This window comes from Amycolatopsis sp. lyj-108, assembly GCF_046549005.1.
Lineage (GTDB): Bacteria > Actinomycetota > Actinomycetes > Mycobacteriales > Pseudonocardiaceae > Amycolatopsis.
Genome location: NZ_JAJPWQ010000002.1, coordinates 796,146 through 815,416 on the forward strand (window position 1 = coordinate 796,146; position 19,271 = coordinate 815,416).

Consider the following 19,271-nt stretch of genomic DNA (forward strand, 5'->3'; position numbering starts at 1 on the left):
CCGTAGCCGTTCAACGCAGATCCACTACCGGCCGTCTCCGGCTCGATCACTCGACGAGCGGCTTGTCATCTGCATGGTGCACGATCTATCGCAAATGCGTATCACAGATCGAACGGCACCCAGCGTGCCTTCAGCGACCACTCGTACGGTGGTAGACGAAGGCAACTGTGTTGCGGGAGGAGGTGCGGCGTGACGGTGCTCGATTCACGTCCGGACATTCCAGGCGACCCCGAGGGTCGCGTCGTTGCCCCTATAGAGGCGCCCACCGCGCTGATCTCCGAGGCCGGCGTCAGCATGGCACCTGTGCATGATCTGGGTGCCGGACGCGGCCCTTTCTGGCTTGACGACTGGCTCCGCGCGAACGCCACCGACGTCCTCGCGTGGCGTCGGCACATCCACGCGCACCCGGAACTCTCCCGCCACGAGTTCGCCACGACCGAAATGGTCATGTCCCTGCTCCGCGCGGTCGGGCTCAAGCCATGGGTGCTCCCCACGGGCACCGGCGTGGTCTGCGACATCGGCAGCGGAGACCGCTGCGTCGCACTGCGCGCCGACATGGACGCCTTGCCGCTGACCGAGGCCACCGGCCTCCCGTACGCCTCCAAGACCGAAGGCGCCGCGCATATGTGCGGGCACGACGCGCACACCGCGATCCTGCTGGGCGCGGCGCGGGCACTGGCGGGAGCGCCGGAGCTGCCCGGTCGAGTGCGGCTGATCTTCCAGCCCGCCGAGGAGGTCATGCCCGGCGGCGCGCTGGACATGATCGCCGCCGGCGCGATGGAAGGCGTCGAGCGGATCTACGGGCTGCACTGCGACCCGCGGCTCGAGGTCGGCAAGGTCGGTCTGCGCGAAGGCGCGCTGACCTCCGCGGCCGACCTCATCGAGCTGCGGCTGACCTCGCCGGGCGGGCACACCTCGCGGCCGCATCTGACCGCGGACCTGGTGCACGCGCTGGGCACCGTGATCACGTCGCTGCCCGCGGTCCTTTCGCGGCGCGTCGACCCGCGATCCGGGACCGTGCTGGTCTGGGGCGCGGTGCACGCCGGACAGGCCGCCAACGCGGTCCCGCAGGACGGGGTGCTGCGCGGCACGCTCCGGACGGCGGACCACGAGGTCTGGACGATGCTGGAGCCGCTCGTCGCGTCTTCGGTGGAATCGCTGCTCGCGCCGACCGGCGTCGGGTTCTCCCTCGACTACCGCCGCGGCGTCCCGCCGGTCGTCTCCGACCCGGAGTCGCACCTTCTTATGCGTGCCGGTGTCGAAGCCGCGCTGGGCGAAGCCGCCGTGGCCGGGACCGAGCAATCGTCCGGTGGCGAGGACTTCGGCTGGTACCTGGAGCACGTCCAGGGCGCCTTCGCGCGCCTCGGCGTTTGGTCCGGTGAAGGCCCGATGGCCGACATCCACCGCCCGACCTTCGTCCTCGACGAGCGTTCACTCCTGTGCGGTGTCCGCACCCTGGTCCACACCGCCCTGGCCACCCTGGCCTGAGTTACGCCTCCAATCACGCGAGTTCCGTCTCCAATCACGCGAGTTACGGCTTCAATCACGCGAGTTCCGTCTCTGGGCACGGGTGTTCGGTCCTATCGGGCCCGGACACCCGTACCCAGAGTTGTCCACAGCCTGGGCGAGTTATCCACAGTCCGGGAAACGTGCCCTTCCCAAGACTGTTCAGGTCGCGGATTCTCGAAGATGTGATCAACGGGGGAGGACGACATGGGGTGGTCTCGCGTAGTGAGGCCGACAAGATCTTGGGGCGGCGAGTCGTCGTCGAAGGGTTGGCGCGTGGTGTGCTGGCTCAGCCATGGCGAGGCGTGATCGTCCACGCGGCGGATCTGCTCAAGTTGCCGTGCCTGGCACAGGCGGCACTGCTCGCGGTCGGCCCACCGGCAGTGCTTTCCGGTGCGACTTCTCTTGCCCTGCATGGGATTTCGGCTGCCGACAGTACGGTCGTCCATCTGACCGTTCCCTACTCGAGACGGGTCCAATCGAGGTCTGGGCTGGTGGTGCACAGGGCCGAATTCCACCCGGCCGACGTGCTCGAACTGGACGGACTTCCGGTGTTCTCGTTGGACCGCGCGCTGGCCGACCACCTCTGCGACGGCGACAAACGAACAGCGTTCGCCGCGCTCGAAGAGGCGCTGCACAACCTCGCGCCGGGCCACCGGGGAGTCCTGCATACCAACGTCCGGGACCGCATCCTCGACCGCCGCGACCGGCGAGGTATCCACAGGGCACAGATGCTGCTCGCGCTCGCCACGGGCGAGGCCGAATCGCCGCCGGAGAGCATTCTTCGCTTGATCGTCGTGGAGGCCGGACTCCCGGTCCCGGTCGCCCAGTACGAGGTCGTCACCATCGACGGGCGGAAGCTGTACGTGCTCGACCTGGCGTGGCCTGAGCTGCGTATCGCCCTGGAGTACGACGGCTATGCCGCACATGAGGGCAGGCAGGACTATGACGCGGAGCGGGACGCCCGGATGGCGGCGCGCGGGTGGATCACGATCCGCGCGACAGCGGCCGATCTGCGGGATCCGCGACGGTTGCTGGGGGAGATACGGGGAGCGTTCGAGCGTCGTACGGCGCGACTCGCGTGATTGGAGACGCGACTCACGTGCTTGAAGGCGGAACTCGCGTGATTGGGGGCGTAACTCGCGGGGTCAGCCGCTGATGCCTTGGCAGGGGCGGGTGCGGAGTGCTTCGACGTAATCGGCGGGGGCGCCCGCGGCTTCGGCGGCGTCGGCCAGCACGCCGAGGTAGCGCGCCGAAGGGAGGCCGCCCTCGTAGCCGTCCAGGACGTACAACCAGGCCAGGACGGACCCTTCCATGGTCTGTACGCGCAGCCGGATCTTGTTGTGGATGCCGAGCTCGCCGCCTTCCCAGCGGTCGAGGCCGGTCTCGTCCAGCGGCGTGACGTCGTACAGCACCACGAAGACCCGGGAGCCCGGGTCTTCGACGATGGTCGCCAGCGCGCCTTCCCAGCCGATGTCCTCGCCGCCGAAGGTCAGTCTCCAGCCCTCCAGCCAGCCAGTGCCGGCCATGGGCGAGTGGGGAGCGCGCTCCAGCATCTGGGCGGGCTCCATATTGGATCCATACGCGGCATACAACGGCACCGCCACAGCCTAGCGACCCGGCGGTCACCCGGCTGGACGCACATGCCGTGTCCGGCCACTCAATCCGCCCAGCGGTCGCCCGCGTACGGTAAACGCAGTCACAGACACCGCAGCGAGGAGGAGACCAGTGACCAAGATCGTGATCATGGGCGGAGGCCCCGCCGGTTACGAAGCGGCACTGGTCGCGGCCCAGCACGGAGCCGACGTCACCATCGTCGAACGTGACGGTCTCGGCGGCGCGTGCGTGCTCTACGACTGTGTCCCGTCGAAGACGTTCATCGCCTCCTCCGGCGCCCTCGCGAACATGCACGACCTCCGCGAGCTCGGCATCAACACCGACATGGCCGACACCAGCGTCGACCTGCCGACCGTTCACGGCCGGGTGAAGGGCCTCGCGCTCGCGCAGTCCGCCGACATCCGCGCCCGCGTCCAGCGCGAGGGCGTCCGCGTCGTCATCGGGCAGGCCCGCTTCGACGACGACGAGGCCGGGCTCGCGACGCACAAGGTCGCCGTCACCGCCCCCGACGGCTCGACGCAGGTGCTCGACGCCGACGTCGTCCTCATCTCGACCGGCGCCACCCCGCGTGTGCTGCCCGGCGCGGTGCCGGACGGCGAGCGCATCCTCGACTGGCGTCAGCTCTACGACCTGCGCGAGCTGCCCGAGCACCTGGCCGTCATCGGTTCGGGTGTCACCGGCGCCGAATTCGCCTCGGCCTACACCGAGATGGGTGTCAAGGTCACCGTCGTGTCCAGCCGCGACCGCGTGCTCCCGCACGAGGACGCCGACGCCGCCGCCGTGCTCGAAGAGGTCTTCTCGCAGCGCGGCACCACGGTCGTCAAGCAGGCCCGCGCCGACAAGGTCGTGCGCACCGAAAAGGGCGTCGAGATCCACCTCGCCGACGGTCGCGTGATCGAAGCCAGCCACGCGCTGATGACCGTCGGTTCGGTGCCCAACACCACCGACATCGGCCTGGAGAAGGTCGGCATCGAGCCCGGCCCCGGCGGCTTCATCGGCGTCGACCGCGTCTCCCGCACCAGCGCGCCCGGCATCTACGCCGCCGGCGACTGCACCGGAGTGCTCATGCTCGCCTCCGTGGCCAGCATGCAGGGCCGCATCGCGATGTGGCACGCGCTCGGCGAGGGTGTCGCGCCGATCAAGCTCAAGACCGTCGCCGCGAACGTGTTCACCCACCCCGAGATCGCGACCGTCGGCATCAGCCAGCAGGCGATCGACTCGGGTGAGGTGCCCGCCCGCACCATCATGCTCCCGCTCGCGACGAACGCCCGCGCGAAGATGGAAGGCCTGCGACGCGGTTTCGTGAAACTGTTCTGCCGCCCCGCCACCGGCGTGGTCGTCGGTGGGGTGGTCGTGGCGCCGAACGCGAGCGAGCTCATCCTTCCCATCGCGCTCGCCGTCCAGAACCAGCTCACAGTGGAACATCTGGCACTGACATTTTCGGTGTACCCGTCGCTCTCGGGGTCGATCACCGAGGCGGGCCGCCAGCTCATGCGCCACGACGACTTGGACTGATCTCCGCCGTCGAAGCAACCCGCGCGGGGATGTCCGCGTCTAGCGCGTGTCGGTGTTTCGTTGACAGCTAGGGGTTTTTCGTGGTTCGCAGGGTTCTCGCCGGGATGGTGGCGATCGGCGCGGCGGTGCTGGCGGGTTCGTCGGCCGGTTTCGCTCAGCAACCCGAGGCGGATCCCGGTGTCACGGTGCAGCTCAACGACGACACCGCCTACGAACTCGGACTCGTCAACAAGTACGTGCACGGCGACTCCAACGTGGCGCTGGCCCAATGCCCCGGCGACGGCCTGAAGGCGCCGAAGTCGACGACGTTCGCTTCGCCGGTGCTGAGCATCGGAAAGTACGACTACGGCCCGCTCATCGGGGTCCCGGCGAACATCAGTGCCGAGGTCACCCTCAAGGAGGGCACCGCCCCCGGCAGCTACCCGCTGACCGTCAACTGCAACGGAAAGTCTTATACGGCAACGTTTTCCGTTCCTTCCCGGCAGGTGGGCACGGTGCCCGCCGGTGCCGCTCAGGCCGGCGACGGCAGCATGGCGTCCTGACGCTCCTCATCGCGATGATTTCGTGACCTTGGCGGGCAACCGTCCGGCCGCGCCCGGCGTCTGGCAGTCGTGGGGGTGAACGACGAGCCGGTCCTGGTCTGGGGGCCGGGACCGGTTCCGTCGCTCCCGCGCCGGTTCCGTGAGGGGTGGACATGAAGTCGACGTGGTGGCGAGGACGACGGGCGCCGTTGGTGCTCGCTGCCGTCCTGCTGGCCGTCCTGGCGACGCTGGCGATCGTCCTGTCCGGACCGGGGGAGACCGGGCAGGCCGCTCCGCCGCAGGTCACGGCGCAGGCCGGGACCTCGACGCCGCCGAGCGCCGCGCCGGAGACCGGGCCCGAGCCTGCGAGCGAGGCCGTCGCCGAGGGGCTGCCCAAGGCCGATCCGCTCTCGATCGACGTGCCGAAGATCGAGGCGAAGTCCAGCCTGGTCCCGCTGGGGCTCAACGCGGACAACACCGTCGAAGTCCCGCCGATCACCCGGCCGATGCAGGCGGGCTGGTACGTGCACGGGCCGACCCCGGGGGAGGTCGGGCCTTCGGTGATCCTCGGGCACGTGGACGGGAACAAGCAGAAGGGCATCTTCTTCCGGCTGAAGGAGCTGGCGCCCGGCGACAAGGTCTCGATCACCCGTAAGGACGGCAAGACGGCCGAGTTCGCGGTCACGAAGGTCGAGCGGGTGGCGAAGGACAAGTTTCCCACCGACGCGGTCTACGGCGACACCACCGAGCCGGAGCTACGGCTCATCACCTGCGGCGGGGTCTTCGACAAGGCGTCGAACAACTATCTCGACAACATCATCGTTTTCGCCCGGTTGATCGCGAGGTGAGTTTCATGATCAGGTCCGCCTTGGTGGTGGCGTGCGGCGTGGCCTTGGCCGCCCCTGCCGTCGCGTTCGCGCAGGACGACGTCCCGCCGACCACGACCTTCACCCCGCCACCCATGCCGTACCCGTTCGTCGCCATCTCACCGTCGAAGTCGACGGCGGGAGAGGACGTCCTGGTCTCGGTCGGCTGCGCGAAGGACGACTTCGGCGAGGTGAAGTCGATGGTGCTGGACCGGATCGGGACCTTCGAGGTGACCTCGGAGGATCCGGTGATCCTCGGCACCGTCGCGCATATCAGCGATAAAGCGAAGCCGGGCTTCTACGCGGTCAAGGCGACCTGCAAGACGACGACGGTGACGATCAACCTCGAAGTCGCGCCGGTCAAGACCCCGGCCCCGACACTGCCCCCGGCTCCATCGGCCAAGCCGACGAAGGCGACGCCGCCGAAAGCGGTGCCCGCGGCCGGGCGGCGGCAGGTTTCGAGGATTCCGGTGGGGGCGCCGCAGACCGGTGGCGGCTCGTGAGTGGTGAGGACGGCTAGTACCGTCCTCACCACTCACCAGTAGCGAGGATCAGCCCTCGTCGTCGACCCAGTCGAAGGTCTTCGTGACGGCCTTCTTCCAGTTGCGGTACTCGGATTCGCGGCGGGCCTCGTCCATCGACGGGTCCCACTGCTTGTCCTGCGCCCAGTTGTTGCGGATGTCGTCTTCGCTCTCCCAGAAGCCCACCGCGAGACCGGCCGCGTACGCCGCGCCGAGCGCGGTGGTCTCGTTGACCACCGGGCGGATCACCGGCACGCCGAGGATGTCGGCCTGGAACTGCATGAGCAGTTCGTTGACGACCATGCCGCCGTCGACCTTCAGCGACTTCAGCGGGACACCGGAGTCGGCGTTCATCGCGTCGATGACCTCGCGCGACTGGAACGCGGTCGCCTCCAGGACCGCCCGCGCAATGTGGCCCTTGTTGACGAACCGGGTGAGGCCGACGATCGCGCCGCGGGCGTCGGAGCGCCAGTACGGCGCGAAGAGGCCCGAGAACGCCGGCACGAAGTACGCGCCACCGTTGTCCTCGACTGTGCGGGCGTGCTGCTCGACTTCGGCCGCGGAGCCGATCAGGCCGAGGTTGTCGCGCAGCCACTGCACGAGCGAACCGGTGACCGCGATCGATCCTTCGAGCGCGTACACCGTGTCGTTCGAGCCGATCTTGTAGCAGACCGTGGTGAGCAACCCGTTGTCCGACATGACCTTCTCGGTGCCCGTGTTGAGCAGCATGAAGTTGCCGGTGCCGTAGGTGTTCTTCGCTTCACCCGGCGAAAGGCAGGCCTGCCCGAAGGTCGCCGCCTGCTGGTCGCCGAGGATGCCCGAGATCGGGACCCCGGCCAGCGCGCCCTTCTCGCGGACCTTGCCGTAGGTCTCCGAGGAAGACCGGATCTCCGGCAGCATCGACAGCGGGACCGTCATCTCTTCGGCGATCCCGGCGTCCCAGGCCAGCGTGTCGAGGTCCATCAGCATGGTCCGCGACGCGTTGGTCGGGTCGGTGACGTGCACGCCGCCGTCGACCCCGCCGGTCATGTTCCACAGCACCCAGGTGTCCATGTTGCCGAAGATGAGGTCACCGGCCTCGGCCTTCGCGCGGGCGCCCTCGACGTTGTCGAGGATCCACTTGATCTTCGGCCCGGAGAAGTAGGTCGCCAGTGGCAGGCCCACCTTCTCGCGGTAACGCTCCTGGCCGCCGCCCAGCGCCCCCAGGTCGCTGACGATCTTGTCCGTGCGGGTGTCCTGCCAGACGATCGCGTTGTACACCGGTTTGCCGGTGGTGCGGTCCCAGACCAGCGTGGTTTCGCGCTGGTTGGTGATGCCGACCGCGACGATGTCGCCCGCGACCAGGTCGCCCTTGGCCAGCGCGCCCGCGGCGACAGCTCGTGTGTTCTCCCAGATCTCTTCGGCGTTGTGCTCGACCCAGCCCGCCTTCGGGAAGATCTGCTCGTGTTCCCGCTGGTCGACGGCGACCACCCGCCCGGAGTGGTCGAAGATCATGCAGCGGGTCGACGTGGTGCCCTGGTCGATCGCGGCTACGTACGAAGTCATCGAAGCTCCAGTCTCAGGTCAGGTTGTGGACGGCGAGGAAGAGGAGGGCGGCCAGGGCACCGCCGGCCAGCGGGCCGGCGACCGGGATCCAGGAGTAGCCCCAGTTCGGGTTGGCCTTGTTCTTGATCGGCAGCAGGAACGCGTACGCGATGCGGGGGCCGAGGTCTCGGGCCGGGTTGATGGCGTAACCGGTCGGGCCACCGAGGGACTGGCCGATGACCAGCACGACGAACGCTACACCCGCGTAGCCGAGCGCGGAGTTGCCGAAGTTCGGCGTGCCGCCTTCGGCCGTGGCGTTGGCGTAAACCGGGCTGAGCAGGATCCACGCGACCAGCACGAAGGTGCCGATGATCTCGGTGACGAGGTTCCATGCCTTGTTCGGGATCTGCGGCGCGGTCGAGAAGATGCCGAGCGTCTCGTCGCGTTGCGGATGGTCGTCGAACTGGAGTTTGTAGGCGGCCCAGCAGAGCACGGCGCCGAGGATCGCGCCGACCATCTGCCCGGCGAAGTAGATCGGGACGTCCGCCCACTTCGTCTTGTCCGCGATGGCGAGGCCCAGTGTCACCGCGGGGTTGAGGTGCGCGCCGCTGGGCGCGGCGATGCTGGCACCGGCGAAGACCGCGAACGCCCACCCGAAGGTGATCATCACGACGCCACCGTTGTGGCCGTTGTTCTTGCGCAACACGTGGTTGGCGACCACGCCGTTACCCAACAGGATCAGGACCGCCGTTCCCAGCAGCTCCCAGACGAAGATGGCTCCCACACTCACCGCTTGACCTCCACTTTGGACATTCCGCGCAGGGTCGAACACGGTGTGCTACGGCGCCCTTGCCGACCCACGTCCGTGGCACGTTACCGTCGCGTATTTGTTCCTTCCAGGCGTCGTGGGAACCAATCCTTCCAAGATCGACGAGGGTTACGCCACACGTGTCACCCGCATAACGGACCGGTCGCGGCCGATCGTGCGATGCTGGAGCCACAGCGGCACAAGGAGGAATGTCACGTGGCAAGCTCTCAGCGCGAAGCCGAAAACAGCCCCGCCAGGCTGGGACCGCTCAAGCGGGAAGAGTCTTGGCAGCGGCTGGGTGAGGACAAGTTCGACCTCGTCGTCATCGGCGGCGGAGTGGTCGGGGCCGGCACGGCGCTCGACGCCGCCACACGCGGCCTGCGGGTCGCCCTCGTCGAAGCGCGCGACCTCGCTTCGGGAACGTCGAGCCGGTCCAGCAAGCTCTTCCACGGCGGGCTCCGCTACCTCGAACAGCTGGAATTCGGTCTGGTGCGGGAAGCCCTGCGCGAACGCGAACTGATGCTGACGACGATCGCCCCGCATCTGGTGAAGCCGGTCAGCTTCCTGTACCCGCTGACCCACCGGATCTGGGAGCGGCCGTACACCGCGGCCGGCCTGCTGATGTACGACACGATGGGCGGCGCGCGGTCGGTCCCCGGCCAGAAACACCTGAGCCGCGCGGGCGCGCTACGGATGGTCCCGGCACTGAAGCGGTCCGCGTTGATCGGCGGGATCCGTTACTACGACGCGCAATCCGACGACGCGCGGCACACGATGACCGTCGCCCGCACCGCCGCGCACTACGGCGCCGTGGTGCGCACCTCCACCCAGGTGGTCGGTTTCCTCCGCGAGGCCGACCGTATTTCCGGTGTCCGCGTGCGCGACGTCGAGGACGGCCGCGAGACCGAGATCCACGCCTCCGCGGTGGTCAACTGCACCGGCGTCTGGACCGACGAACTGCAGCGCCTTTCCGGCGGCCGCGGCCGGTTCCGCGTGCGGGCGAGCAAGGGTGTGCACATCGTCGTCCCGCGCGACCGGATCGTCTCGGAATCGGGCATGATCCTGCGCACCGAGAAGTCCGTGCTGTTCGTGATCCCGTGGCGCAACCACTGGATCGTCGGGACCACCGACACCGACTGGAACCTCGACCTCGCGCATCCCGCCGCGACGAAGCACGACATCGACTACCTCCTCGAACACGTCAACACCGTGCTCGCGACCCCGCTGACGCACGACGACATCGAAGGCGTCTACGCGGGACTCCGGCCTTTGCTGGCAGGGGAAAGCGAAGAGACGTCGAAGCTTTCGCGTGAGCACGCGGTCGCCAGGGTCGCCCCGGGACTGGTCGCGATCGCGGGCGGCAAGTACACGACGTACCGGGTGATGGCGGCCGACGCCGTCGACGCCGCGGCCGTCGACCTTCCCGGCAGGCCGCAGTCGTCCATCACGGACAAGGTGCCGCTGCTGGGCGCCGACGGGTACCACGCGCTGGTGAACCAGGCCGACCATCTGGCCAGCGAGCACGGGCTGCACCCGTACCGCGTCCGGCATCTGCTCGACCGGTACGGCTCGATGGTGCACGAAGTCCTCGCGCTCGGCGAAGGACGGCCGGAGCTGTTGAAGCCGCTGGAGCACGCTCCGGACTACCTCGGCGTCGAGGTCGTCTACGCGGCCAGCCACGAGGGCGCGCTTCACCTGGAAGACGTGCTCGCGCGCCGGACGCGGATTTCGATCGAGTACGCCCACCGCGGTGTCGACTGCGCGGCGCAGGTCGCCACGTTGGTGGGCGAGGTACTCGGCTGGTCGAAGGACGAGGAGAAGCGCGAGGTCGAGGTGTACAAGGCGCGGGTCGACGCGGAACGGGAGTCGCAGTCGCAGCCGAGCGACGAGGCCGCCGACGCGTTGCGTTCGGCCGCGCCGGAAGCGCGGTCCGGGATCATCGAACCGGTGAGTTGATCCCTGCTGCCGAGTCGTGTGCCACGCGCGCAGAGATCGTTGCCTGATCGGGTGAATCTGGCATAGCGTCGGCCGTCCCGATACGGAAGGCGGCCTTGTGGTGTTTCTCGACTCGTCGACGTGGACGGACCGGATCTTCGCCGGGGGTTCCTGGGTGCCAGGGTCCGGTGGCGTCCGTGACGTCATGGAGCCCGCGACCGGTGCGGTGCTGGGAAGCGTGGGGATCGCCTCGGCCGAGGACGCCGCGAAAGCGGCCGAGACCGCGGCCGAGGCGCAGCGGGCCTGGGCGGCGACACCGCACGTCCAGCGTGCCGCCGTCCTGCGCAAAGCCGCGCGGCTGTGGTCCGAGTACGCCGACGAGATCCGCTGGTGGAACATCCGCGAGGTCGGCGCCGTGCCGGGAGTCGCGGGCTTTTCGCTGCACGTCGCCGAGCAGGAGTGCTACGAGGCGGCGGCCCTGCCCGGGCGTCCGTACGGTGAACTCCTGCCGAGTGAGGAACCGCGGCTTTCGATGGCGCGCCGCGTCCCGGCCGGGGTCGTCGCGGTGATCTCGCCGTTCAACATGCCGATCATCCTGGGTATCCGCTCGGTCGCGCCGGCGCTCGCGCTGGGGAACGCGGTGATCCTCAAGCCGGATCCGCGCACCGCCGTCACCGGTGGCGTGGTCCTCGCGCGGATCTTCGAGGAAGCCGGTCTGCCGCCGGGTGTGCTGCAGATGCTGCCGGGCGGCGCGGACGTCGGCGAGACGCTGGTGACGCATCCGGCGGTGCGGGTCATCTCGTTCACCGGGTCGACCGGTGCCGGGCGCAAGGTCGGCGAACTCGCCGGAAAGCACCTGAAGCGGGCACATCTGGAACTGGGCGGGAACTCGGCGCTCATCGTGCTCGACGACGCGGACGTCGACGAAGCCGCCGGTGTCGCCGCGTTCGGCTCCTTCTTCCACCAGGGTCAGATCTGCATGACCACCGGGCGGCACCTCGTGCACGAGCGGCTCTACGACGACTTCGTCGAGCGGCTGGCGGCGAAGGCGGCCGCGTTGCGGGTGGGCGACCCGGCGCTGGACGAGGTCGCGCTCGGGCCGATCATCGACGCCGGACAGCGGGACAAGATCCACGAGCTCGTCACGTCCAGTGTCGCGGCGGGGGCGCGGGTCGCCGCCGGCGCCGAATACGACGGGCTGTTCTACTCCGCGACGGTGCTCGCCGACGTGCCGCCGACGGCGCCCGCGGTCGCCGAAGAGATCTTCGGCCCGGTCGCGCCGGTCGTGCGGTTCTCCGACGCCGAGGAGGCCATTCGCCTCGCCACGGCGAGCGAATACGGGCTCTCGCTGGGGATCATCACCCGCGACGTCCTCAAAGGACTGGAGCTGGCCGACCGCGTCCCGACCGGGATCGTGCACATCAACGACCAGACCGTCAGCGATGAGGCGAACAGCCCCTTCGGTGGCGTCGCCGCTTCGGGCACCGGAAGCCGTTTCGGCGGCGCGTCGGCGAACATCGAGGCCTTCACCGAGACACGGTGGGTCACCGTCCGCAACCCGCCGCCCACCTACCCCTTCTGACCCCCTCGCAATTCGTCACCTACTTGCCCCCGATCGAGGTCCGGCGCCGGTGAGCGCCCAGGCAAGTAGGTGACGAATTGCGGGTGACTTCGCAAGTAGGTGACGAATTGCGGGCGAGGGAGGGTCAGGTGGTGCGGCGCCAGCGGATGAGGCGTTCCCCGGTCGGGGCCGGTTCCAGTTCGGGCCCGACCAGGGTGAACCCGCATTTGCGGGCGACCGAGGCGGACACCTCGTTCGTCTCCTCGTAGCGGTAACTGACCTCGCGCAGGCCGAGCCCGCCGAAACCGAAGCGCAGGGCCGCGTTGAGCGCGATGCTCGCGACGCCCTTGCCCCGCGACGCCGCGCGCACCCAGACCGACGCCTCCGCGTACCCGGCGTCGAAATCGAGATCCCGCAGGCCGACCTCGCCCAGCAACTCGCCGGTCGTCGGCTCGGCCACCGCCCAGGAGCAGCGTTCGTCACCGGCCCACTGGGCCGTGCGCAACGCGACGTACTCGGTCGCCTCGTCCAGATCCCGCAAACGGTAGTTCAGGACGTACTTGCGATGCGTCGGGTCGGCGAAGGCCGCGACCAGCGCCGGACGGTCGTCGAGTGCCTTGTCCGCCCGCAGCTGCCGCAGGTAGTACTCGCCCGCGTTGATCTCCACCGGTTCCACCCTTCGAGGGTAACCGGCCCTTCAGCGACGGCGGCTCATGATCAGCGCGACCGCCAGCGGCAGCAGGAAGACCAGGAACGTCCCCCGGGTGAAGAAGAACAGCGCGATCGCGACCGCCGCCGCGATCGGCACGGCGCTCGCGGTCAGCCATTTCGACGGCGGAGCGTCGTTCTTCGCGGACGCCTGCGCAACACCGGGCATCGGCGGCAGGGGGAGCAGCGCGCCGGGCCGGGGCGAGGGCAGGTCCGTGAACAACGGTTCGAGATCACTCACCATCCGCGCGGCACTGATCTTCGCCGACCGCGTACCGAACTCGTCGAGGTCCAGTCTGCCGGTGCGGACATGTTCTTCCAGCGCTTCGAGCGCGTCTTGGCGTTCGGCGTCGCTCAGCCGCATGTCCGGTCTCTCGGCACTCACGACCCGAGTCTACGGGCGGATCAGCCGTCCAGTTCCCGCCGACGTTGTTTCCCGAGCTTCTTGTGCGCGTTGTCCCAGCCCTTGCCCCAGATGCCTTCGCCGACGGCGCTGATCCCGATCGGGACGAGGATGAACCACCAGGTGACACCGGTGGTGATGATGAGCGCGATGGAGGCGATGAAGAGGATCGGCAGAAGCGCGCCCATGATCCGTTGCATCGGCGGGATGTCCGCCCACGCCGGTTTCCCCGGTTCGCTCACGGCCGCCTTGGGCGCGTCGAAAAACGGATGTGGTTCGGGCAGGTCCGCGAAGATCCCGGACAGTTCGCCGCGGGTCTTGGCGGCGGTGACCTGAGCGGACCGCTCGCCGTACTCGTCGATGTCGATCCGGCCCACGCTCATGTGCTCGCCGAGCGCGGTCAGCGCGGACTCACGATCCTGATCACTGATCCGCAGCCGCGGAGACGGAACCTCGCTCACCTTTTCGATGGTAGGCCGAGTGAGGCCCCGTCGACCACGACAAACGTCAGTCTTTCAGCTCGAACAGCTGGGTTCCCTGGGTGACCGCCGCGCCGACCTCGACCGAAAGACCGGTCACGGTGCCCGCTTTGTGTGCGGTGACCGGGTTCTCCATCTTCATCGCTTCGAGCACGACGACCAGCTCGCCCGCTTCGACCTGCTGGCCCTCTTCGACGGCGACCTTGACGATGGTGCCCTGCATCGGCGCGGTGACCGCGTCGCCGCTCACCGCGGCCTTGGTACCGCCCGCGCGCTTGCGCGGCTTGGCCTTCACGGCCGTCCCGCCGCCACCGGCGTCGAGCGAGAAACCGCCGGGAAGCGACACTTCGAGGCGGCGTCCGCCGACCTCGACGACGACGTTCTGGCGGGGCTGCTCTTCCTCGGACTCGGCGGCTTCCGGCGCCACGAAGGGTTCGATCCGGTTGTCGAATTCGGTCTCGATCCAGCGGGTGTGCACGCTGAAACCGTCTTCGTCGCCGACGAAGGCCGGGTCGTTCACGATCACCCGGTGGAACGGCAGGACCGTCGCCATCCCGTCGGCGACCATCTCGGCCAGCGCGCGGCGGCTGCGCTCGAGCGCGTTCTGCCGGTCGGAGCCGGTGACGATCAGCTTCGCGAGCATCGAGTCGAACTGGCCGCCGATGACGCTGCCGGATTCGACACCTGAGTCGACCCGGACCCCCGGGCCGCTGGGCGCGACGAACTTCGTCACGGTGCCGGGCGCGGGCAGGAACCCTCGGCCGGCGTCCTCGCCGTTGATGCGGAATTCGATCGAGTGGCCGCGCGGTTCCGGGTCCTCGGTGATGCGCAGCTTCTCGCCGCGTGCGATGCGGAACATCTCGCGCACGAGGTCGAGACCCGTGGTCTCCTCGGACACCGGATGTTCGACCTGGAGCCGCGTATTGACTTCGAGGAACGAGATCGTGCCGTCGACCGCGACGAGGTACTCGACGGTCCCGGCGCCGTAGTAACCGGCTTCCTTGCAGATCGCCTTCGCGGACTCGTGGATGCGCTTGCGCTGGTCGTCGGTCAGGTACGGCGCGGGCGCCTCTTCGACCAGCTTCTGGTGGCGGCGCTGCAACGAGCAGTCCCTGGTGCCGACGACGATCGCGTTGCCATGCTGGTCGGCGAGGACCTGGGCTTCGACGTGGCGCGGCTTGTCCAGGTAGCGCTCGACGAAGCATTCGCCGCGGCCGAAGGCGGAGATCGCCTCACGCGTCGCGGATTCGAAGAGCTCCGGGATCTCCTCGCGGGTGCGGGCGACCTTCAGCCCGCGGCCGCCGCCGCCGAACGCCGCCTTGATCGCGACGGGCAGGCCGTGCTCGTCGGCGAAGGCGATGATCTCGTCGGCGTTCGCGACGGGGTCCTTCGTACCGGGCACGAGCGGGGCTCCGGCGCGCAGCGCGATGTGGCGCGCGGTGACCTTGTCGCCGAGGTCGCGGATGGCCTGCGGGCTCGGACCGATCCAAGTCAGCCCCGCGTCGATCACCGCCTGCGCGAAGTCCGCGTTCTCGGAGAGGAACCCGTAGCCGGGGTGGACGGAGTCCGCGCCCGACCGCTTGGCGGCGTCGAGCAGCTTGTCGAAGACGAGGTAGCTCTCGGCGGCGGTGGTGCCGCCGAGGGCGAAGGCCTCGTCGGCGAGGCGGACATGGGGTGCGTCACGATCCGGATCGGCGTAGACGGCCACGCTGGTCAGGCCGGCGTCCTTCGCCGCCCTGATCACCCGTACCGCGATTTCCCCGCGGTTCGCGATCAGGATCTTGGTCACCGGACCACCTGTGCCGGCCTGCTCGGTCACGCCGTACCTCCTGCGTTCGCACGTCGGGCCGCCCCGATGCGGCTCCGCAGCAGTTTACGGAAATTCCCGCCCCGATTAGTGAGAGCAAGGCCACCCAGTGACCTCTGTTTATACCAGCGCGGCGGGTCGGCTCAGTTCTTCTATCAGGCTTTACACCAGCGCTTCGCGGTGCCGCAGTTCTTCCGGAAGGTCGGAGTCGAGCACGATCAGGTCGTACGGCTGGGCCTGGTGGACCCGCCCGAGGTGCTCGGACTTGACCAGCGCCCACGGCTGATGCGGGCCGCAGCACTCGACAAGGCGCTGCACGGTGCTGAAGGCGATCAACGCCGTCCGGCCGTCCTTGGTCGGGCGAAGTTCGATCTCGGCGCTCGTGAAGTCCTTCGGCTTTTTCGCCGTGGGAAGGAACAGGGCGTTGGGCAGTCCGGGGTTCGTCACGGGAACAACATAGCCGTGCACTCTGCGCTAGATCACTTACGCTCTCGGATATGCGGACTCAGGAAGCGCGGGCGCCGCGATCCGTGCTGTTCACCGCGCTGCTGGCGGTGGTGGTGACGGCGGGCGTGATCGTGGCCGTGATCCTGCTCCGCCCGGCCGCACCGATGCCCGCCGGAGACCCCGGCGTGCCTCCTGTTTCCGACGGTGCCCCGACCGCGCCCGGGGTCGACTGCGGCGACTCGGCCTGCCGGGAGATCGGCGCGATGACCGTCGGCGGGCTTCCCGTCGTGCTGCTGGCCGACGACGCGGGGAAGCAGGGCGTGGTCCGGATCGGGGCGGACACGGTGTACCCGCTGATCGTCAACGACCGGGGGGTCACCCTCAAGGGCGATTCTTTGCGCTGCGTCGACGGCGCGACGCCGGTCTGTCTGGTGCGCGGCGAAGTGAGCGGCGGCTCGGTAGGCGAACTGTTCGTCGCGCGCGGCGGGATCTGGCGGGACACCGGGAAGCCGTACTTCTCCGACGCCGGGACGGTCGCCCTGAACGACGTGACCGCCGACGGGATCGCGGACGTCATCGTCGTGCGGCACGAGTGCCCCGGCGCACAGTCCGGCTCGGCCCGCTGCCAGGCGGCGCCGGTGCTCGCCGAGGTCTACGACGTCGCCCGCGGCTCGGTGGGCTGCACGCGGCGGTACACCGCGCCTTCGGAACTGCGGGGGTGGCCGGACGTCCGGCTCACCAAGGCTGACCTGCGGGCTTGCCCCTGAAAGGGAGCAAGGGTCCCTTGCTAGCGTTGTTGAGCTCGCCTAAGTATCTGGCCTGCGGAGCTCGGAAGTCCGTGAGGGCCTCCTTCCCTACCCTCAAGGTAGTGAAGGAGGCCCTCACGGACTCCTGGTCCCTCAAAGGGGCCTTCATGTACTTAAAGAACCTCAAGCACCCGCGGCAGCAGGCTCCTTCGCGGAGGTAGTAGCCGCTTCGCCGTCGGAAGTGGGCGAAGGATCCGTCGGCGAGTTGAGCACGTCGTCGTCCAGCAGGCCTTCGCTGCGCGCGACGACCACCGGCACGACGATCTGGCCCGCGACGTTGGTCGCGGTCCGCATCATGTCCATGATCGGGTTCACCGAGTAGATCAACGCGATCCCGAGCGCCACCTGCTGCGCGTCGAGCCCGATGAACGCGGTGGTCAGGGTCAGCGCGGTCAGCCAGCCGGTGGTGCCCGCGGTGGCCAGCGCGCCGAGCACGGCGACCACGACGATGCCGGCGTACTGCCAGATGTTCAGCGAAACGCCGGACAGGTTCGCGATGAAGATGGCGCCGATCGCGGGGAACACCGCGGCGCAGCCGTCCATCTTCGTGGCGCTGCCCAGCGGAGTCGCGAAGGCGGCGTACGCGGGCTGGACGCCCAGGTTCACGGCGGACTGCCGGGTCAGGGGCAGCGTCGCGCCCGAAGACTGCGAAGCGAACGCGAACTGGATCGCCGTGCCGGCCTTCGAGAAGAACGTCAGCGGGCTGACCTTCGCCACGAACTGCAGCAGGATCGGGTAGACCACGAACAGCACCAGCAAGCAGCCGACGTACACCGCGAGAGTGGTGGACAACAGCGGCCGGAACAGGGCGTCACCGTAGTTCGAGACCGCGGCGCCGATCAGGCCGATGATGCCGATCGGGGCGAGCCGGACGACCCAGCCGAGGTAGCGCTGGATGATCTCGAAAACGCTGGTGGTGAAGTCGACGAACGGCTTGGCCTTGTCGCCGAGGCTGTAGGCCGCGGCGCCGATCAGCACCGCGAGGAACAGCACCTGAAGGGTCTCGCCCTCGGTGAAGGCGGTGAAGAAGTTCTTCGGCAGGAAGCCTTCGACGAAGGCGCTCCAGGAGCCCCAGTTGTCGACGCTCTTGGTGGCCTTGTCGGCGTTCTTCGCGGTCGCGGCGACGCCTTCGCCGAGGCCGCCGCTGCCCGGGTTGAACAGCTTCGCGACGGCGATGCCGATCAGCGACGCGATGAACGAGGTGATCGCGAACCACAGCACGGTCTTGCCGCCCAGGCGCGCGGCCTTCTTGCCGCCGCCGAGGTTGCGCAGGCTGTTGATGCCGACCACGATCGCCGTGAAGACCAGCGGGATCACCGCGATCTGCAGCAGCGTCGTGAAGATCGTGCCGATCTGGTCGAGCAGGTCGGTCAGCCAGCTCGCCTCGGTCGTCCTGGCGAGCACGCCGAGCAGGGCGCCCACGACGAGCGAGCCGAGGACCGCCGCCGCGAAGACCTTTGGCCTTGTGTAGGTCCGAATGAAAGACACGGGGCGACTCCGGTGCGTGAAAGTTTCCTGATTTCCCGAACGTGAGGAACGTTCGGCGAGGCAGGACTCTTCCGGATCACCCGATCGTGTGGGAGTCGTCTCAGGATGCGGGATGGGTCCACAGGTCGATGACGCTGACACCGACCTCGGTCAGCAAGCGCCGCGTCAGCGGCAGGCTGATGCCGATGACGCTCGAGAAATCGCCGTCGATGCCCTCGATGAACCAGCCGCCGAGCCCGTCCAAGGTGAAGCCGCCCGCCACCTGAAGCGGTTCGCCGGACGCGATGTAGGCCTCGATCTCTTCTTGTGACGGCGTGCCGAAGCGAACAGTGGTGCCTTCGGTCCCGGAGGCTTCCTTCGTCCTCGCGCCGTCCTCGACACGGATGATCGCGTGGCCGGTGAGAAGTTCACCGGTTTTGCCCGCCATCGACGCCCAGCGCTCGCGTGCGGCCTCCGGCGTGATCGGCTTCCCGACCATCTCGCCGTTGATCGACAGCATCGAATCGCAGCCCACGATGACCATGTCGGTGTGGCCGCCGAGCGCCTCGAAAACCGCTTCGGCCTTCGCAGCGGCGAGCGCGCGGACCAGCTCCTCCGGCGCCGGATCGGTCAGGGACGCGGCGACGGCGTCCTCGTCGACGCCGGAGACGACGACGCTCGGGTCGAAGCCGGCGGAACGCAGGACGCCGAGGCGGGCGGGGGACTGGGAAGCGAGGACGAAACGCACTTGAAGGAAGGTACTCGACCGCTCTCCGTTGC

Annotated in this window: 19 protein-coding genes; 9 read left to right on the plus strand and 10 right to left on the minus strand. The window is 68.7% G+C overall.

Going from position 1 to position 19,271, the window contains the following annotated elements; genetic code table 11:
- Positions 1–189: 189 nt before the first annotated feature.
- Both ACLJO0_RS10170 and ACLJO0_RS10175 read left to right on the plus strand, forming a co-directional pair.
- Positions 190–1,488, plus strand: a complete 1,299-nt coding sequence (locus tag ACLJO0_RS10170) for an amidohydrolase (protein ID WP_125788992.1) — start codon at positions 190–192, stop codon at positions 1,486–1,488.
- 260 nt (positions 1,489–1,748) lie between these two features.
- Positions 1,749–2,591 carry a DUF559 domain-containing protein gene (locus ACLJO0_RS10175; protein ID WP_410578221.1) on the plus strand — a complete coding sequence of 281 codons (843 nt, stop codon included), beginning with the start codon at positions 1,749–1,751 and terminating at the stop codon, positions 2,589–2,591.
- A 63-nt stretch (positions 2,592–2,654) separates the two neighbouring features.
- On the opposite strand, the gene ACLJO0_RS10180 is transcribed toward ACLJO0_RS10175, so the two are convergent.
- Complete coding sequence (locus ACLJO0_RS10180) at positions 2,655–3,107, minus strand: gamma-glutamylcyclotransferase (RefSeq protein ID WP_410577766.1); 453 nt, start codon at positions 3,105–3,107, stop codon at positions 2,655–2,657.
- A 127-nt stretch (positions 3,108–3,234) separates the two neighbouring features.
- On the opposite strand from ACLJO0_RS10180, the gene ACLJO0_RS10185 reads away from it, so the two are divergent.
- The 4 genes from ACLJO0_RS10185 (at position 3,235) to ACLJO0_RS10200 (ending at position 6,528) form a co-directional block, all read left to right on the plus strand.
- The gene (locus ACLJO0_RS10185) at positions 3,235–4,638 is read left to right on the plus strand and encodes an NAD(P)H-quinone dehydrogenase (RefSeq protein WP_410577768.1); all 1,404 of its coding nucleotides are present in this window, start codon (positions 3,235–3,237) and stop codon (positions 4,636–4,638) included.
- An 80-nt stretch (positions 4,639–4,718) separates the two neighbouring features.
- The gene (locus ACLJO0_RS10190; protein WP_410577770.1) at positions 4,719–5,180 is read left to right on the plus strand and encodes a hypothetical protein; all 462 of its coding nucleotides are present in this window, start codon (positions 4,719–4,721) and stop codon (positions 5,178–5,180) included.
- A gap of 152 nt (positions 5,181–5,332) precedes the next feature.
- Positions 5,333–6,007: a class F sortase gene (locus ACLJO0_RS10195; protein ID WP_410577772.1), complete on the plus strand. Its 675-nt coding sequence runs from the start codon at positions 5,333–5,335 to the stop codon at positions 6,005–6,007.
- A gap of 5 nt (positions 6,008–6,012) precedes the next feature.
- Positions 6,013–6,528, plus strand: coding sequence for a hypothetical protein (locus ACLJO0_RS10200; RefSeq protein WP_410577774.1), 516 nt, complete (start codon positions 6,013–6,015; stop codon positions 6,526–6,528).
- Between the two features lie 48 nt (positions 6,529–6,576).
- Here ACLJO0_RS10200 and glpK read toward each other — a convergent pair whose 3' ends face one another.
- Positions 6,577–8,091, minus strand: coding sequence for a glycerol kinase GlpK (glpK, locus tag ACLJO0_RS10205; protein ID WP_125796492.1), 1,515 nt, complete (start codon positions 8,089–8,091; stop codon positions 6,577–6,579).
- Positions 8,092–8,104: 13 nt separating this feature from the next.
- Positions 8,105–8,860, minus strand: coding sequence for an MIP/aquaporin family protein (locus ACLJO0_RS10210; RefSeq protein ID WP_410577776.1), 756 nt, complete (start codon positions 8,858–8,860; stop codon positions 8,105–8,107).
- 234 nt (positions 8,861–9,094) lie between these two features.
- On the opposite strand from ACLJO0_RS10210, the gene ACLJO0_RS10215 reads away from it, so the two are divergent.
- Both ACLJO0_RS10215 and ACLJO0_RS10220 read left to right on the plus strand, forming a co-directional pair.
- A complete protein-coding gene (locus ACLJO0_RS10215) occupies positions 9,095–10,834 on the plus strand; it encodes a glycerol-3-phosphate dehydrogenase/oxidase (RefSeq protein ID WP_052120197.1) in 1,740 nt (579 codons plus the stop codon).
- 97 nt (positions 10,835–10,931) lie between these two features.
- The gene (locus ACLJO0_RS10220; RefSeq protein WP_410577778.1) at positions 10,932–12,395 is read left to right on the plus strand and encodes an aldehyde dehydrogenase family protein; all 1,464 of its coding nucleotides are present in this window, start codon (positions 10,932–10,934) and stop codon (positions 12,393–12,395) included.
- A 124-nt stretch (positions 12,396–12,519) separates the two neighbouring features.
- On the opposite strand, the gene ACLJO0_RS10225 is transcribed toward ACLJO0_RS10220, so the two are convergent.
- From ACLJO0_RS10225 to ACLJO0_RS10245, 5 genes are all read right to left on the minus strand, one after another.
- Positions 12,520–13,050, minus strand: a complete 531-nt coding sequence (locus tag ACLJO0_RS10225) for a GNAT family N-acetyltransferase (RefSeq protein ID WP_410577780.1) — start codon at positions 13,048–13,050, stop codon at positions 12,520–12,522.
- Between the two features lie 21 nt (positions 13,051–13,071).
- Positions 13,072–13,446 (minus strand): DUF1707 domain-containing protein, encoded by a 375-nt coding sequence (locus ACLJO0_RS10230; protein WP_125796741.1) that lies wholly within the window; start codon positions 13,444–13,446, stop codon positions 13,072–13,074.
- A 41-nt stretch (positions 13,447–13,487) separates the two neighbouring features.
- Complete coding sequence (locus ACLJO0_RS10235) at positions 13,488–13,946, minus strand: DUF1707 domain-containing protein (RefSeq protein ID WP_410577781.1); 459 nt, start codon at positions 13,944–13,946, stop codon at positions 13,488–13,490.
- Positions 13,947–13,992: 46 nt separating this feature from the next.
- Positions 13,993–15,783, minus strand: coding sequence for an acetyl/propionyl/methylcrotonyl-CoA carboxylase subunit alpha (locus ACLJO0_RS10240; protein ID WP_410577783.1), 1,791 nt, complete (start codon positions 15,781–15,783; stop codon positions 13,993–13,995).
- Between the two features lie 150 nt (positions 15,784–15,933).
- Positions 15,934–16,218, minus strand: coding sequence for an SAV_915 family protein (locus tag ACLJO0_RS10245; protein WP_125796498.1), 285 nt, complete (start codon positions 16,216–16,218; stop codon positions 15,934–15,936).
- 83 nt (positions 16,219–16,301) lie between these two features.
- Here ACLJO0_RS10245 and ACLJO0_RS10250 point away from each other — a divergent pair, with 83 nt between their 5' ends.
- Entirely contained in the window at positions 16,302–16,985 is a 684-nt protein-coding gene (locus ACLJO0_RS10250) for a hypothetical protein (RefSeq protein WP_410578223.1), read from the plus strand.
- Between the two features lie 162 nt (positions 16,986–17,147).
- Here the strand turns inward: ACLJO0_RS10250 and ACLJO0_RS10255 are convergent, their stop codons facing one another.
- Entirely contained in the window at positions 17,148–18,512 is a 1,365-nt protein-coding gene (locus ACLJO0_RS10255; protein WP_125796499.1) for a dicarboxylate/amino acid:cation symporter, read from the minus strand.
- 100 nt (positions 18,513–18,612) lie between these two features.
- A complete protein-coding gene (locus ACLJO0_RS10260; protein ID WP_410577786.1) occupies positions 18,613–19,239 on the minus strand; it encodes a Maf family protein in 627 nt (208 codons plus the stop codon).
- Positions 19,240–19,271 lie beyond the last annotated feature (32 nt).

Coding starts and splice junctions, on each gene's coding strand:
- ACLJO0_RS10200 (WP_410577774.1), top strand. CDS start 6,013: ATGATCAGGTCCGCCTTGGTGGTGGCGTGCGGCGTGGCCTTGGCCGCC.
- ACLJO0_RS10195 (WP_410577772.1), top strand. CDS start 5,333: ATGAAGTCGACGTGGTGGCGAGGACGACGGGCGCCGTTGGTGCTCGCT.
- glpK (WP_125796492.1), bottom strand. CDS start 8,091: ATGACTTCGTACGTAGCCGCGATCGACCAGGGCACCACGTCGACCCGC.
- ACLJO0_RS10230 (WP_125796741.1), bottom strand. CDS start 13,446: ATGCGGCTGAGCGACGCCGAACGCCAAGACGCGCTCGAAGCGCTGGAA.